This is a genomic window from Bradyrhizobium zhanjiangense (assembly GCF_004114935.1).
GTDB classification, from domain to species: Bacteria; Pseudomonadota; Alphaproteobacteria; order Rhizobiales; family Xanthobacteraceae; genus Bradyrhizobium; species Bradyrhizobium zhanjiangense.
Window position 1 is genome coordinate 1,693,199 of record NZ_CP022221.1, and the last position, 15,219, is coordinate 1,708,417.

13 protein-coding genes and 1 tRNA gene are annotated in these 15,219 nt (G+C 63.4%); 9 read left to right on the forward strand and 5 right to left on the reverse strand.

From position 1 onward, the window contains the following. Positions 1–101 precede the first annotated feature (101 nt). The 3 genes from serA to XH85_RS08125 all read left to right on the forward strand — a co-directional run bounded on the left by serA (position 102) and on the right by XH85_RS08125 (position 4,484). Positions 102–1,691, forward strand: a complete 1,590-nt coding sequence (gene serA, locus XH85_RS08115; RefSeq protein ID WP_128931473.1) for a phosphoglycerate dehydrogenase — start codon at positions 102–104, stop codon at positions 1,689–1,691. A gap of 259 nt (positions 1,692–1,950) precedes the next feature. After that, positions 1,951–3,123, forward strand: coding sequence for a thiolase family protein (locus XH85_RS08120; protein ID WP_128931474.1), 1,173 nt, complete (start codon positions 1,951–1,953; stop codon positions 3,121–3,123). A 194-nt stretch (positions 3,124–3,317) separates the two neighbouring features. After that, complete coding sequence (locus XH85_RS08125) at positions 3,318–4,484, forward strand: serine hydrolase (protein ID WP_128931475.1); 1,167 nt, start codon at positions 3,318–3,320, stop codon at positions 4,482–4,484. Between the two features lie 202 nt (positions 4,485–4,686). On the opposite strand, the gene XH85_RS08130 is transcribed toward XH85_RS08125, so the two are convergent. Beyond that, positions 4,687–8,016, reverse strand: a complete 3,330-nt coding sequence (locus tag XH85_RS08130) for a PAS domain S-box protein (protein ID WP_128931476.1) — start codon at positions 8,014–8,016, stop codon at positions 4,687–4,689. A gap of 672 nt (positions 8,017–8,688) precedes the next feature. Here XH85_RS08130 and XH85_RS08135 point away from each other — a divergent pair. The 4 genes from XH85_RS08135 to XH85_RS08150 all read left to right on the forward strand — a co-directional run bounded on the left by XH85_RS08135 (position 8,689) and on the right by XH85_RS08150 (position 10,486). Then, the gene (locus tag XH85_RS08135; RefSeq protein WP_128931477.1) at positions 8,689–9,123 is read left to right on the forward strand and encodes a phasin; all 435 of its coding nucleotides are present in this window, start codon (positions 8,689–8,691) and stop codon (positions 9,121–9,123) included. A gap of 344 nt (positions 9,124–9,467) precedes the next feature. Next, positions 9,468–9,544, forward strand: a tRNA-His gene (locus XH85_RS08140). Between the two features lie 441 nt (positions 9,545–9,985). Continuing rightward, positions 9,986–10,159 (forward strand): Flp family type IVb pilin, encoded by a 174-nt coding sequence (locus XH85_RS08145; protein ID WP_128931478.1) that lies wholly within the window; start codon positions 9,986–9,988, stop codon positions 10,157–10,159. 213 nt (positions 10,160–10,372) lie between these two features. After that, positions 10,373–10,486, forward strand: a complete 114-nt coding sequence (locus tag XH85_RS08150; RefSeq protein WP_128937150.1) for a hypothetical protein — start codon at positions 10,373–10,375, stop codon at positions 10,484–10,486. An 819-nt stretch (positions 10,487–11,305) separates the two neighbouring features. Here the strand turns inward: XH85_RS08150 and XH85_RS08160 are convergent. Next, positions 11,306–11,710 carry a nuclear transport factor 2 family protein gene (locus tag XH85_RS08160; RefSeq protein WP_128931479.1) on the reverse strand — a complete coding sequence of 135 codons (405 nt, stop codon included), beginning with the start codon at positions 11,708–11,710 and terminating at the stop codon, positions 11,306–11,308. A gap of 79 nt (positions 11,711–11,789) precedes the next feature. After that, on the reverse strand, positions 11,790–12,734 hold the full coding sequence (locus XH85_RS08165; protein WP_128931480.1) for an AEC family transporter: 945 nt from the start codon (positions 12,732–12,734) through the stop codon (positions 11,790–11,792). Between the two features lie 492 nt (positions 12,735–13,226). On the opposite strand from XH85_RS08165, the gene XH85_RS08170 reads away from it, so the two are divergent. Together XH85_RS08170 and XH85_RS08175 are read left to right on the forward strand one after the other, a co-directional pair. Further along, the gene (locus tag XH85_RS08170; RefSeq protein WP_128931481.1) at positions 13,227–13,586 is read left to right on the forward strand and encodes a hypothetical protein; all 360 of its coding nucleotides are present in this window, start codon (positions 13,227–13,229) and stop codon (positions 13,584–13,586) included. 361 nt (positions 13,587–13,947) lie between these two features. Further along, the gene (locus XH85_RS08175; RefSeq protein ID WP_091886574.1) at positions 13,948–14,625 is read left to right on the forward strand and encodes a ParA family protein; all 678 of its coding nucleotides are present in this window, start codon (positions 13,948–13,950) and stop codon (positions 14,623–14,625) included. A 77-nt stretch (positions 14,626–14,702) separates the two neighbouring features. On the opposite strand, the gene XH85_RS44795 is transcribed toward XH85_RS08175, so the two are convergent. Both XH85_RS44795 and XH85_RS44800 read right to left on the reverse strand, forming a co-directional pair. Further along, positions 14,703–14,849, reverse strand: a complete 147-nt coding sequence (locus XH85_RS44795; RefSeq protein WP_164934659.1) for a hypothetical protein — start codon at positions 14,847–14,849, stop codon at positions 14,703–14,705. 126 nt (positions 14,850–14,975) lie between these two features. Continuing rightward, on the reverse strand, positions 14,976–15,125 hold the full coding sequence (locus tag XH85_RS44800) for a hypothetical protein (RefSeq protein WP_164934661.1): 150 nt from the start codon (positions 15,123–15,125) through the stop codon (positions 14,976–14,978). Positions 15,126–15,219 lie beyond the last annotated feature (94 nt).

Here is a 15,219-nt window from a genome sequence, read left to right on the forward strand (position 1 = left end):
TCTCCCCGTAAGAACGGGGAGAGGGGGAAGACAAAGCCTCTTCATTCAATTCGGCCATCGCAGGCCGATCCTCCCTTTAGGGAAGGCGAAGGATCATCCCCATGACCAAACCCAAAGTTCTCATTTCCGACGCGCTCTCGCCCGCAGCCGTGCAGATCTTCAAGGACCGCGGCGTCGAGGTCGACTTCCAGCCCAATCTCGGCAAGGACAAGGACAAGCTCGCCGAGATCATCGGCAATTATGACGGCCTCGCGATCCGCTCCGCGACCAAAGCGACGGCCAAGATTATCGACAAGGCCACGAAGCTGAAGGTGATTGGCCGCGCCGGCATCGGCGTCGACAATGTCGAGATTCCCGCCGCCACGGCCAAGGGCATCATCGTGATGAACACGCCGTTCGGCAATTCGATCACGACCGCCGAGCACGCCATCACCCTGATGCTCGCGCTCGCCCGCGAGATCCCGCAGGCCGACGCCTCGACCCAGGCCGGCAAGTGGGAGAAGAACCGCTTCATGGGCGTCGAGATCACCGGCAAGGTGCTGGGCGTCGTCGGCTGCGGCAATATCGGCTCGATCGTCGCCGACCGCGCGCTCGGCCTGCGCATGAAGGTGATCGCGTTCGATCCGTTCCTGTCGCCGGAGCGCGCCAAGGACATTGGCGTCGAGAAGGTCGATCTCGACGATCTCCTCAAGCGCGCCGACTTCATCACCCTGCACACGCCGCTCACCGAGAAGACCAGGAACATCATCGACGCGGCCGCGATCGCCAAGATGAAGAAGGGCGTGCGCCTGATCAACTGCGCCCGCGGCGGCCTCGTCGACGAGCAGGCCGTGGTCGATGCGCTCAATTCCAAGCACATCGCCGGCGCCGCCTTCGACGTCTTCATCGAGGAGCCTGCGACGTCCAACGTGCTGTTCGGCCATCCCAACGTGATCTGCACGCCGCATCTCGGCGCCTCCACCACGGAAGCGCAGGAGAACGTCGCGCTCCAGGTCGCCGAGCAGATGTCGGACTATCTGCTCACCGGTGCGATCTCGAACGCGGTCAACTTCCCCTCGATCACCGCGGAAGAAGCGCCGAAGCTGAAGCCGTTCATCGCGCTCGCCGAGAAGCTCGGCTCGTTCGCCGGCCAGCTTACCGAAAGCGGCATCCTCAAGGTCGAGATCACCTATGAGGGCCACGTCGCCGAGATGAAGATCAAGGCGATCACCTCCGCCGTGCTGTCGGGCCTGCTGCGGCCGATGCTGGGCGAGGTCAACGTGGTGTCCGCGCCCGTCGTCGCCAAGGAGCGTGGCATGGTGGTGGACGAGATCGTGCGCGCTGCCCAGAGCGACTATGAGAGCCTGATCACCGTCACCGTCACCACCGAGCGGCAGGAGCGGTCGGTCTCGGGCACCGTCTATGCCGACGGCAAGCCGCGCCTCGTCGACATCAAGGGCATCCGCGTCGATGCCGAGTTCGGCAAGTCGATGATCTACGTCACCAACGAGGACAAGCCCGGCTTCATCGGCAGGTTCGCCAGCCTGCTCGGCGACGCCAAGATCAACATCGCCACCTTCCATCTCGGCCGCGTCGCACCTGGCAGCGATGCCATTGCCCTCGTCGAGGTCGACGGCGCGGTGCCGACGGACGTGCTCGCCAAGGTGCAGGCGCTGCCGCAGGTCAAGCAGGCCAAGGCGCTGACGTTCTGATCGCGCTCTCACCGTCGTCATGGCCGGGATTGTCCCGGCCATCCACGTCTTGGCACTCGGCACGAAGAACGTGGATGCCCGGGACAAGCCCGGGCATGACGCGCGAATAGAGTCACGCTCCTATCGATATTCCGACCCGCGGAACAACGCCGCCTCCAATACCTGGAGGCGGCGTTTTATTTTCCCGCGCTCGCCAAACTTTGTGTACCAATGGCGATAAGGACGCTCCGTTCAAAATCGTTCAAAAAGGGAGAACACAATGCGTGAAGCCGTCATCGTTTCCTATGCGCGCACGGGCCTTGCCAAATCCGGCCGCGGCGGGTTCAACATCACGCCGCCGATGTCGCTCGCGGCGCACGCGATCCAGCACGCGGTGAAGCGCGCCGGCGTCGACAAGGACTATGTCGAGGACTGCTATCTCGGCAATTGCGCCCATGGCGCGCCGAACATCGGCCGCCAGGCCGCGCTGCTCGCAGGGCTCCCGAAGACCACCGCCGGCGTCTCGGTGAACCGCTTCTGCTCCTCGGGGCTGCAGACCATCGCGATGGCCGCCAACTCGATCCGCTCCGACGGCGCCGACTGCATCGTCGCCGGCGGGGTCGAGAGCATCTCGATTCCGGGCGGCGGCTCGCCGAAGGAGTCGATCGATCCGGAACTGCTCAAGGTCGCGCCCGACATCTTCATGGCGATGATCGACACCGCCGACATCGTCGCCGAGCGCTACAAGCTCAGCCGCGAATATCAGGACGAGTTCTCGCTGGAATCGCAGCGCCGCATGGCCGCGGCGCAGCAGGCCGGCAAGTTCAAGGACGAGATCGTCCCGATGAAGACCAAGATGAAGGTCGTCGACAAGCAGACCAAGGCCGAGAGCATCGTCGACTACGTCGTCGATCGCGACGAGTGCAACCGGCCCGACACCACGATGGAAGGCCTTGCCAAGCTCGAGCCGGTCAAGGGTCCCGGCAAGTTCGTCACCGCCGGCAATGCCAGCCAGCTCTCCGACGGCGCCGCCGCCGTGGTGCTGATGGAAGCCAAGGACGCCGAGAAGCGCGGCCTCAAGCCGCTCGGCCGCTTCGTCGCCTGGGCGACCGCGGGCTGCGAGCCCGACGAGATGGGCATCGGCCCGGTGTTCGCGATCCCGAAGCTGCTGAAGCGCACCGGCCTCAAGATCGACGACATCGATCTGTGGGAGCTCAACGAAGCCTTCGCCAGCCAGTGCCTGTATTGCCGCGACAAGCTCGAGATCGATCCCGCCAAGTACAACGTCAACGGCGGCTCGATCGCGATCGGCCATCCCTTCGGCATGACCGGCGCGCGGCTCACCGGCCATTTGCTGCAGGAAGGCGCACGCCGCAAGGCCAAGTGGGGCGTGGTGACGATGTGCATCGGCGGCGGCCAGGGTGGCGCCGGCCTGTTCGAGATCTACAGCTGATCCAGGCCGCAGGAACGCGAAAGGGCACGGCGCCGCAAGCGCCGTGCCTTTTTATTTGAGTTTATTTGAGCGCCTACGCGGGAACTCGGGCAAATCACGCGATCAACCTCTACGGTGCTATTCTAATAAAGACAACCGCAGCGAAAGGTGCTAAAGCTTGCTTGCGATGCAGCTTGCAATGGGGAGGGGCGCAAATGGCCTTTTCGGACCCGAGCTTGGCGATCCAAAACATCATAGACGCGGCCGTCAGCGATTACATGGGGATGGCAGTCTACGTCTTCACGGATTTTGACGGCTCCGGCACCCCCTCCGCAAAGTTCTTCTCTCCCTCTAAGACTGAAGTCTGGGACTCAAATCATGATGTCGTGAGCGCTGCGAAGCTGCCAAATACTCTGTTCGAAATCGGATCCATTTCAAAAGTTTTCACGTCCAGGATTTTTTACAGTCTTCAAGGCACATATGATGGAAATACGGTTGGGTCCTGCATGCCCTCGATTTCCCTGCCGGTAGCGATCAGCGGGATTCCGGTTGCCGATATCGTCACTTATGCTTCTGGGTTTCCGCAGGACAATGACGAGCCCCCCGATCCGCGGGGACAGTTCTGCCCGCCCAGCAACTTGCAGAACCTCGCCGACCTCGTCGATTGGTTCAACAGCGGACAGCACTCGTCCTGGATCTGCCCCGCGAGGGAGTGCTACACCTATTCAAACCTTGCCTGGTCGCTCCTGGCCATCGTCGGTCTCAACCCGCAGAACCCCTACGTCGACGTCTATGATGGTTACAACGCGCAACTCGCGGAGCTGTGCGCGGATCTGGGCATGGGCAACACCGCGTTGTTCAGTACGGGCCAAGTGCCCAGCATGGTGTGTGGGTATACCGGGACGCAGCCTTTCGAGGTGGGCCAGAGCTATAAGCCGGGCCCAACGATGGAGTTCGGCGCCGGAGCGATCGTCAGCTGCGCCTCGGACATGCTTCAATGGCTGCTCTACAACATGGGTCAATTGCAGCCTTCACCAACGGAATTCGCCATCCTGCAGATGCAGCAGCAGGCCAGCCCGGCCCGCGGCAAATGCGGTACGACGGGCACCTGCCAGGTGCAGACGCAAGGCCCGACGGTCGCAATTGGATGGTTCTTTCCGAAAATCGCCGGCGCTGCGGGACGTGTCCTGTCGAAAGATGGCAGCGTACCGGGCTTCAGCTCGTGGATGGGGTTTGAGAGCTGGGTTCAGAACGGCGCAAACGCTCCGTCGGGCAATGGCGTCGTCGTTCTGTCCGCCGGCAGCCTCGCCTCGTCCGTGGGACAGAAAATCATGTCCACTCTTCTGAGCGCCGAGGTCGAGGGTGGTTTGTCGTCGAGTTGACCCAAATCCGGGCTCGTCTTTTTCGACGATAGGATGACGGACAATGCTGCGAAGGGCCTGATCGTCTATGATGTCGGCGATCAGGGACGGCCCAGCCGAGTTCGCGAGGGCTACGCAAGGGCAGGCTATCGGTTGGATCGGTGCGCGCCCAGGATGTTGATCATCTCGCCCCGCTGGTGAGTGATGGGCCTCCGACGCCGCTCTACGCCTTCGCCAGCGCCGGCGCGAACACCACTTCGATCAGCGTGCCGGAATTGCCCGCGCTCTTGATGTTGAACTGGGCGCGGTTGGCTTCGACCAGCGCCTTGGTCAGCGACAGGCTGAGCGCAGCGCTGTCGGCGGCGTCGCCCGGCGGCGGGGTGCGGAACGGCTCCATCGCGGCGGCAACTTCGCGTTCGCTGAGGCCATGGCCGGTGTCACGGATGCGAAGCGCGATCTCGCCGCGATCGGTCAGCGCGGTCGAGACGATGACCTGGCCGCCGGCGCTCGCCAGCCGGATCGAGTTCGAGATCAGGTTCACGGTGATCTGCCGCATCGCGCGCGCATCCACTGTCACCTGCGGCAGCGCGTGCGCCAGCGAGGTGCGGATGATGATGCGCTCGCGATTGGCCTGCGGCTGCATCACCGTAACGCAGGCTTCGACGAGGTCGTTGAGATTGAGGTTGGCGAAGTTGAGATCAAGCTTGCCGGTCTCGATCCGCGACAGCTCCAAGAGATCGTCGATGATGGCGATGACGCGCTCGCCGGAGGCGCGGATGTCCTTCATGTATTCGCCGTAGCGCTCGTTGCCGAGCGCGCCGAAACGTTCGGAGATCATCACCTCGGCAAAGCCGATGATGGCGTTGAGCGGGGTACGGATCTCGTGGCTGATCCGCGCCAGCATGTCGGCCTTGGCCGTCGCTGCGCCGTCGGCGCGACGGCGGGCCTGCGTCAGCTCGCTCTCGCCCTTCTTGCTCTGCGAGAGATCGCGGAACACGGCGAAGAAGTTCGGCCCATCGGGCCGTGTGCGGCCCATGATCATCGCCAGCGGAATCACGCCGCCCTTCTTCTCGCGGCCCAGCACCTCGCGGCCGTGGTCGAGCAGGCTGGCAATGTCCTGGCTCTTGAGGCTTTCGAGATAGTCGGCGACGATCTGCTGGCTCTCCGGCGCGAACAGCGTCGCCAGATTCTGCTCGAGCAGCGCATCGCCGTCATAGCCGAACAGCGCCTCGGCGCTGCGGTTGCAGGCGTGGATGTTGCCTTCGGCATCGAACATCACGATGCCCTCGGCCGTGGTGTCCAGGATCGCGGCGAGATCCTCGGCATCGGCATCGCCGGCGGCGGGCTCGAGGTCGGGCGCGTAGGGAAAGGATTCGGGGACAATGGTCTCCGCGATGATGGGGGCGGCGACCATTGGCGCGGCCTGCGGCAGCGCGCAGATCAGCGCATGCGCGCTCTCGCCGTCCCAGTCGATCGTGTGCAGATGCGCCTCGGTGGTCGCAAGCGGCGCTTCGCCGGTCGCGATCGCCGCGCTGATCGTCACCGGCGTGCCGCCTTGCGAGGTGCTGCTGGCCGTGGACACGCCCGGCTCGACATAGAGCGCGTCGAGCCCCCCGGCATGCTCCAGTGCGCCGAGGTTGGCGTGGCCCATGCGCGCGAGGAAGGCGGGGTTGGCGTAAAGCAGGCGATCGAGGCGATAGATCAGGATGCCCGTCGGCAACAGGTCGAGCAGCGCGCGGTCGCGCGCCGGCGCGCCGCGTGCGGGCGGCGCGGGCTCGCTCAGCCATTCGGCTGCGGTTTGCGGCGCTTCAAGCTCCGGCGCAGGCGGTTCGGGCGTGATCTCTGCCGCCGGTGGCTCGGATGTATCAGCCGCGATCGACTCGCGCTCGCGTTCGAGGCGCTCGGACAATTGCCGGGCGAGCTCGTTGAACGCGCTGTTCTCGACCGGCGTCAGCGTCGGCGAGCGCGCATCGCCATGCGGGCGGAATGGCACGACATTGGGAGGCGTTTCCACTGGCGTTTCCACGGACGTCTCGGGCTCGGTTGGGTGTGAAGTCACATCAGTTGCGGGTTCGGGCAGTTCAGCTTCAGGCTCGGGCGTGGGCTTGGGTGCAGGCGGCTCGATGGGCGGAGGCGGCGTCGCGGCCTCGGCCTCCGGCTCGGAGTCCGGCTCGACGACGTCGGCGGACAGGCCGCGCTGCGCCGGCACCTCGGCCAGTCGCTCGAAGCGCCGGAGCGCTTCGAGCCGGTTGAGGCCGTCGAGATCGCGGCAGACGCCAAAGCCTTTGAAGCCGGCGAAATTGCGCTCGCGATCGTAGATCGGGAGGCCCGCAAGCTCGACCGGCAAATGCTCGCCGCCATCGGCGGGCCAGTTCACGGTGATGCCGGCCCAGGTATCGTGGCTTTCCAGCGCCCGCACAACGCGCCCCTCGGGATCGAGCGAAAACTCCGCTGCGATCTCGCGCCAGGGGCGGCCGAAGCCGGCGGCGGTGTGCGGGCCGATCAGGCGGATGAATTCGTCGGAGAGCAGCACAAAGCGTCCCTCGGCATCCATCTGCCAGAGGAAGCGCAGCGGATGCTGATGCGGTGCGGGCGTCTCTGTGTGGCCCGACGGCAGCTCGAACATGGCTGACGTGATCGGCGCGGCCTGCGGCGACACAATGGCCTGGGCGCAGTTTTCAACCGGAGTCTTGGCCGCGGTGGTCTCGTCGGGCACCGGTTCTTGGAAGGCCTCCACGAGCGCTTCGCTCACGGCAGGTTCAGGCGCGGGCGTCAGCGTCTCGGCGGTTTCGCTTGCATCGGCCGGCTCTGCGAAGGCGTCGAACAATGCGATCCCGACCGGCGGATCCTGCGATGGCGGATCGTTCGGCATGCTTTTAGGCGAGGCCGCTGCGCGCGCGTCCTGCGCGGGATCGATCAGCGCGACGAGGCCGATATCGGCGCCGACACCGACCCGTTGCAGCACCATCTGGCCGATGCCGATCGGCGTCGCGGCGCGGCCGCAGGTCAGCGCTTCGCTGCGGGCGCGGTCGAGGCCGGCATCAAAGAGATCGCGAAAGCCGAGCAGGGAACGAGCGGCTTCGCTGGCGCCGACGAACATCCCGTCGGGCGCGAACGCGGCCATCGGCACCTTGGCGCCAGCGACGAGACGATGCAGCCGCTCGACCAGTGGCATGGGGCGTAGGGTCGGGTCCATCGCGGCGACGAGCACGCCATGGCCGCCATCGGCAAAGTCGAGCCGGGCGCAGGCGCAGGTCATCAGCATGCCGAGCCGGGCGCCGAAGCCGCGCAGCCGCTCGAGCCGCACGGTCCCGTTCGCCGGCAGGCTGCGGGCGAGCCGGGCGACCTGGCGGCGGTGGCTGTCCGCGGGGCCGAAAATCCTGTCCGCGAGCGCGGCGGCATGCGCCGCGCCGAACAGTTTTGCGCCGACCGGATTGGCCCAGAGCACGCGCGTGCCGTCGATCGACCACAGCCAGGCGGGCAGCGCAGAGGTCGCGTGCACGGCCAGCCGGGGATCGCCCACGCCTCGCAACTGGAAATCCGAACTCTTCATCCGACCGGCTTTAAGTCTCGCTTGTCAGCGTGAGGCGACTGCCGGGAATGGCAGCCTTAAGAAAGGGTTAGTATCGCCCGCAGGCGCGGGCAGGTCCACGGCCACGGTCTCTCACAGCCGTCCTAAAGCCGCGATAACCTTAATGGTGTCGAACCCGCAAGCCGCAGCCCGGTTGCATCCAAGGGATTCGCGGGCGGACGGCTCAAAGCCGTCGCGGCATCACCGGTGGCCCATCCTCCCCTGGAGGGGGAGGATCGGTTCGCATAGAGCGAAGCGACATGCGAACCGAGGTGGGGTGACAGTATTTCCACGGAGGCGGTGCCCGAGTGGAGAGATCACCCCACCCCGCTCGCGCTTTGCGCGATCGACCCTCCCCCTCCAGGGGAGGGTAAGGGCCGGCCTCGCCTCGGCACCAATCCTCCCCTCTCAACCACCGGTTCCCCAGCCCAGGAACCTCACCCTCTCCGAGATTAAATTTTCACGACGCCTGTTGGATCGCATTGCGATGCACAATCTTGACATGATGCGCGGCAATAATGGCGGCACTGGGCGAGCCATCTCGTTTGTTTCGCGTTTCCAGTCTTCGTACCCGCTCAATGCGAAGGGCCCAATCGGGGCCGGCGGGCGCGCCAGAAGGCTCACTCCATTTTTTCAATTTGCGTGAGGACAACCATGACAGGTGCGACTGATCCGTTTTCTGCCTCGATCATCCCGTTCGAGGTTCCCGAGCAGATGCGTGCGTTCGCCGAAAAGGGCGTGTCGCAGGCCCGCGAGAACTACGCCAAGTTCAAGGACGCCGCCGAGACCCACAATGGCACCGTCGAGGCCGTGTTCACCTCCGCCAGCAAGGGCGCGAGCGAGTACACCGCCAAGCTGGTGGAGTTCATGAAGGCCAACAGCAGCGCCCAGCTGGACTTCGCCCAGCAGCTGTTCGGCGCCAAGTCGCCGTCGGAAGCGTTGGAACTGTGGACCGGCCACGCCCGCAAGCAGCTCGAGACCTTCCAGTCCCAGGCCAAGGAGCTGGTCGAGCTCAGCCAGCGCGTCGCTGCCGAGACCGCCGAGCCGATCAAGGCCTCCGCCTCGAAGTATTACCCGCCCGCCGCCTGAGCGGTGAGGCCGGTTTGAGTTGAAAAACCCGGGCCGAGAGTCCCGGGTTTTTTCACCTCTCCCGCTTGCGGGAGAGGTCGGCGCGTCCGGGCGATGCGAAGCATCGTCCCGCGCGCCGGGTGAGGGCTCCCTCGCCACGGGAAGTCTCCTGCGCGTGGAACGGGAGCGCAGCATCCTTTTTGCCGCCATCAAGCCCGATTTCATCGCGCCGAGGGTGATTTCCGCTGGTTTTTCGCCCCTCTGCGGCCTTGCCAAAAACGCCCGTTGCACCTAGTTTCCGCCCCGTCCAGCCCCCTTAGGTCGCCGGCCTTTTTCAGGCCCGCCTAGGAGCGGCTCGCCAGGATGCAGTTGTAGCTCAGTTGGTTAGAGCGCCTGTCTGTGGAACAGGAGGTCGGTGGTTCGAGCCCACCCAACTGTACCAATATAATCAAGCAGTTATGTTAGTTCTCCATTCGTCCGAGCGCGCTGGGTGCGTAACTTAGGTACGAGGGGCCAGGCGCGCATACGCGCGATCGGTGCAATCCGTCTTGCTCCGGTCCCATGTTCCGGTTCGGTGCGACAAACCCGCTTCAACGCTTCCATCAGGTCCTGAAATTTTCCGTCCGCAGGTGAGCAATCGAATGGCTCGCTTCATTGCCGATCCTCATGCGACTCCGAATTCCCGTCTTGAGGCTTGGGATCTATCGGCAACCACCGCTTCCTTCTGCTTTCGCGGATTTCGTTTCGTTCTAATCCGCTCGCGTGAAAGTTGAAAAAATCAGCTCCTTCGCCAAATTGCCGATACACATTCAGGTGTCCTTAACTCATTGACTTGTACTTCTTGATTGTAACAACCTATTGTTACACGCACAGGAGGTTTGAGGTGTTCTCCACATTCAAGAGGTTTCTCGCGGATGAAAGCGGCGCTACCGCCATCGAATACGGTCTGATTGCCGCCGGTATTGCGCTTGCGATCATTACGGTCGTCAAGAATACGGGCACCGCGTTGAGCGGAGTATTCACAAGCGTAAACACGAAGCTCAACGCCACGCCCTAGAGCTTGCGGGAAAGCGAGGCGGCCATCGCCTCCCAGCGCCGAGACCTGGAGCCTCCATGGAGATGCCAACCGGTCGGCCGCCTCGCTCCACCTGATATGGCCTTGTTGCCGAATGATCTGGCTTCCCTGGAAAATGTTGCGGCGGAGTTGCCTCACAGAAAGAGCCGTAAAGTTCGTTCGAAAAGTCCTCTATGATCAGTCGGGGCAACGGCGATCGAATATGCCCTGGTCACTCTCGGTATTTCTCTTCCGATTATCGCCATTGTGAACGCGCCGGGGACGACGCTCGATGGCCTGTTTGGATGGATCTGCGCATTTCTCCAATGAGTTCTCGATCGTCCCGCGGTGGATAGCTCTCACGGCTGCCTGACATTCCTGTGTCGGTGCGGATTGTGCTGCCAGTTCGTTGGCTGATAGCTCCTCCGAAGATTACAGTGACAGTGCACTAAACTCCCGATGCTGCACGGCGCACGCCATCCGAAGTGCTGACAATTTTGTGCACTGTCACCGTAATTCGGCGAACTTTTTCATGACCCCAGGTTAGCTGCGGAATTTCGGTGACAGTGCACTAATCTCCGCACAGCGCGCTATCTGGAGCGCGGGTCCGGCTATTTTTGTGCACTGTTACCATAGTTTCATGCTTGATGTTAGTGCAGCGTTTCTCCTAGCCAGGATCTCTCGTGCGAGCGGTCCAAACTGAGCTTCCATCACTTTGACTATCCGTCGCGCTTCCTCGGATTCAACTTCGAAAAAATCGACGCCCCGATTGTCTTGCGCCCACGTTTGGAAGATGGCGGGTCATCAAGCCTGTTACGGAAAGGGCGGCGAACGCAAGTTCGACGACAAATGCTTTCGCCTCGTAGAGCCCGTCTTCCGTGCCGAGCTCAAAATGGAAATCGTGGACAAACCGGCAACGTCACCGCCGCCAGCAGCGTTCCCTAGCGCGACCGCGCCGGACACCGGGTTCACCAGCCGCTGACTACTGCACAGCAAAAATGTAAGCATTCGCGCCGGTCGGCATCGCCGCGAACAGCACGACGGTGCCGGCAGCTCGCGGGGGCAGGTCGAGCAGTTTTGCCAAAAGCGATCGCCGCGCCTCTCCGCCCGCCTCAAGCCAGATGCCGCTTCAATCCATCTCATCGCACGTCAGGAGATCACCGCCTTGATCTGCGCCGTGTCCGCAAACTCGGTCAGCTCGGCGATCTTGCCATCCTGAAATCTGAACAGGTCCAGGATCTCGGTGCTGAAAGTCTTTCCGCTTGGATTGTGTCGAACGAGAACCCGGGAATGGACTGCGACGCGATCTCCGTCGACGAGCTCGGCCAGGATCTCGCGGCTTTCGAAGCCGAAGGTGTCAGTGAACTGAGTGAAAGCCGCGCGAAGGGTCGGGTGCCCCTCCATGCGCCCCGTCAGTTCGAGCGCGCCCTTGTCGCCCATCAAGGTGAAGTGCCCCTCGGGATGAAAAGCCGTCACCAAGCCCTCGATGTCGCCCTTGCTGCGCGCGGCGTAGGCGGTCCTGATCATTGCGAGCATCTCTTCGCGCTGTGCCATGTGACCCTCCCTGCAATACCTATCAGGGCACACTAGCGACCTTTGCGTGCAAAGGCAAAATGATCGGAACCGCGCTGCGCTACCTCACCCCCGCCACCACCCACACCACCACCGGCAGCGTCACCGCCGCCAGCAGCGTCCCCAGTGCCACCGCGCCCGACACCGGGTTCACCAGCCGCTGATACTGGACCGCGAAGATGTAGGCGTTGGCGCCGGTCGGCATGGCCGCGAACAGCACGATCACGCCGGCTGCAAGCGGCGGCAGATCGAGCAGTTTTGCCAGCGCGAACGCCGCTGCCGGCATCGCCAGCAGCTTGAGCGCGCACATCACCAAAATGCTCAGCTTCTCGCCTTTCACCTCGAAGCGAAACAGGTTGATGCCGAGTGCGATCAGCGCCGTCGGCGATCCCGCCTGCGCCAATAGTTCGATGGTCCGGTCGACGACGGGATTGAGGCCGAGGCCGGTGAAGCGCCAGATCACGCCAAAGCCGATCGCCAGCATCAGCGGATTGCGCGCGAGATCCGCGAGCACGGGCGAGATCACCGACAGCGCCGAGCCGGTCCGCTTGCGGCTGACAAGCTCCATCTGCAGGATGCCGCAGAGCCAGAGCAGCGGCGTGTTCACCGATAGGATCAGCGCCATCGGCCCCGCGGCCTCATTGCCCAGCGCCGAGAGCGTCAAGGGAATGCCGAGCATCACGATGTTGCCGTAGACCGAGCCGATCGCGAACACGACGCCGTCCTCGCTGTCCTCGCGCCGCTTGCGCAGCAGCACTGACAGCGCCAGCGCCGCGATCCAGGTGAGGGCGAGCGCGCCGTAATAGGCGCCCCACATGCGGTAGGGGCTGACGTCGGGGAATTCCGAGACGACGATGGTGCGGAAGAGCAAAGCGGGGATGGCGATGCTGAAGGCGAATTCGCTGATGCCCTTGTGCGCGCTCTCCGAGACGAAGCGAAACAGCACTGCGGCATAGCCGGCTGCAATGAGCGCAAACACCGGCGCGACGATCAGCAATGTGGCCATGCACCCCTCACCTCACGGGGATCTGGCTGACCACCCCACGCATTCTCGATCATGCCATCATGCCACTGTTTTGCCCGACGCGTCAAATTGATTTCGTAAAATCCGTAAAGATCAATCCGCAGCTGGACTTGGCTACTGTGCATGGGGTTGTTTTCGCGGTTTTTGGTTGGATGGTCGCTGGAGCGGCGGGCTGGAGCTCGATCTCGCCCCCACCCACAACCGTCATCCCCCGCGAAGGCGGGGGATCCAGTACGCCGCGTCTGCTCGGGGAACGTCAGGCGCCTCTGGAATACTGAATCCCCCGCCCCAGTGCGCAATTGCGCACAAGGCGGGGGATGACACCTGTTTTGCTGGAAGCAGCTCCGTGCCGACACCAGACCGCCCACCCTGTTGCCGAGACCGCACACGTGCCGGCTTTCGCATCTCCCCTCGGTTGCCAACCAACGCCCGTTCACCCACTATTCCCACTGAACTCGACATGTGGGGGGATCGATGCTGGCGTTTCGCTTGAAGAAGTCAAAAGCCTTGGCCGCTGCAACCCTCGGGATTGCGCTGGCCGTCCTGGTCCTGCCGCGCGCCGGCTTCGCCTACACCCAGGAGGAGCAGCAGGCCTGCACGCCCGATGCGATGCGGCTGTGCGGCGAGTTCGTTCCGAACGTCGATGCCATCACCGCCTGCATGATCGCGAAGAAGTCGCAGCTCTCGCCGCAGTGCCGGGTGTTCTTCAGGCCGGGGCCAGAGCCGGGCGAGGTTCGCGCCGGCAAGCCGACCCACATCGCGCCCAAAACCGCGAAGAAGAGCACCAAGCCGGCGGCGAAGGCGAGCAAGAAGAAGAAATCCAGCGAAGGCTGAGCGCGACAGCACGTTCGTCCTTGAAACCCGGCAGCTGCGTTTGCCCCGCCGGACTCGTTTTGTTCGCGCAATCGGCGCGCTGGGCTTGCGGCAATTGCGAGCGCGCGCGATGGAAAAGAGTCGCGAGCAGGTTTGCCCGGCAAGGTTGCATTCCACTTTATCCCGCCTCGCTGCTCAAGAAACGCACGATTGCAGGCGTTTTCTTGCAGTTTTCATCGGGCGTCGTACCAGGCAGTGTGACTCAAAAGCCAACACGCCTTGTTATTTCGTGGCGGCAACGCAACTCCCGATAAATTTTTCTTTCACGAATCACCGCGCTGATTCATTTTCGAGCCACGGGGTCAATCTGGAGGCCGAAGGTATGAACGTTATTGTTTTTGCATCGCGTAAAGGCGGCTCGGGCAAGAGCACCCTGGCTGCACATCTCGCCGCGCAGATCAAGGCGAGCAAGCAGGTCATGCTGGTGGACGCGGATCCGCAAGGCTCGCTCACGCTGTGGCACAAGCTGCGTGGCACCAACGAGCCGCCGATCAAGCCGGCCGTGAACTCCGTCAGCGGCATCGTCTCCGCGGCCAAGCGCGACGGTTATGAATGGGTGTTGATCGACACGCCGCCGAACCTGTCGGCCGTCGTCGACGACGCGATCAGGAACGCGACGATGGTGATCATTCCGGCGCGTCCCGGCGTGTTCGACGTCAACGCGGTGCAGGAAACCATCCAGATGTGCCGCGCCGCGCGCAAGCCCTACGCGGTCGTGCTCAACGGTGCGCCGGCGCGCCGCGACGAGTCCGAAAGCCCGATTGTCACCATCGCGCGCGAGGCGCTGGCGAAATTCCGCGCACCGGTGTGGGGTGGCCAGATCACCAACCGTTCGGATCTGCTGATGGCGCTCAGCCACGGCGAAGGCGCGCGGGAGTATCAGGCCGAGAGTCGTGCGGCTCAGGAAATTGCACGGCTGTGGGCGGCGATCGAGCGTTCAGTGAAGGCTATTCGCGGCACGGCGTCGGCATCCGGCGCAATGCACAAGCAGGCGGCATAATTTCATCATTCATTTCCCCGGACGAAAACGCGCGGACGAGCCGCGCGTTTTGCGTTTTTCGGGTCTGCTGAAGGGGGCTACGCCACCATCAGCATGTAGAACACGATGACCGGCGACAGGCTGAGGATCACCGACCAGATGCCGGCGGCCCAGAGAATGTCCTCGGTGGTAAAGCTCTGCTGTCCGGCGTCGTAATGCGACGCCATCTCATTATGATTATTCACAAACGCCCCCGCGATTTCTTCGCTTATGGGCGCAGTGATACGCGGGATGTTTTAAGATTCCGGGGCGCAGCTAGCTGCACATTTGAACACAGCTGCTACCACGGGTTAACCATCCGCGCCGCGCTGTCAGCCCGCCAGCCAGACGCGAAACAGCAGCACCGGCATCAGGCCGAGCATCACCGCCCAGAACCCGAACGACGACACCACCAGAATTCCCTGCAAGAGATCGGCCGGCGCGAATTGGCTCGCGGCCGTAGGCCGGGTGCGATGTCCCATGGTCATGCCCCCTTTGGAAGGTCTCAGGCAGAAACGATAGGTGTGGTTGGGTAAACGAGGCGTGGATGCACGATGCGGCGAATGCAAAGGCCGT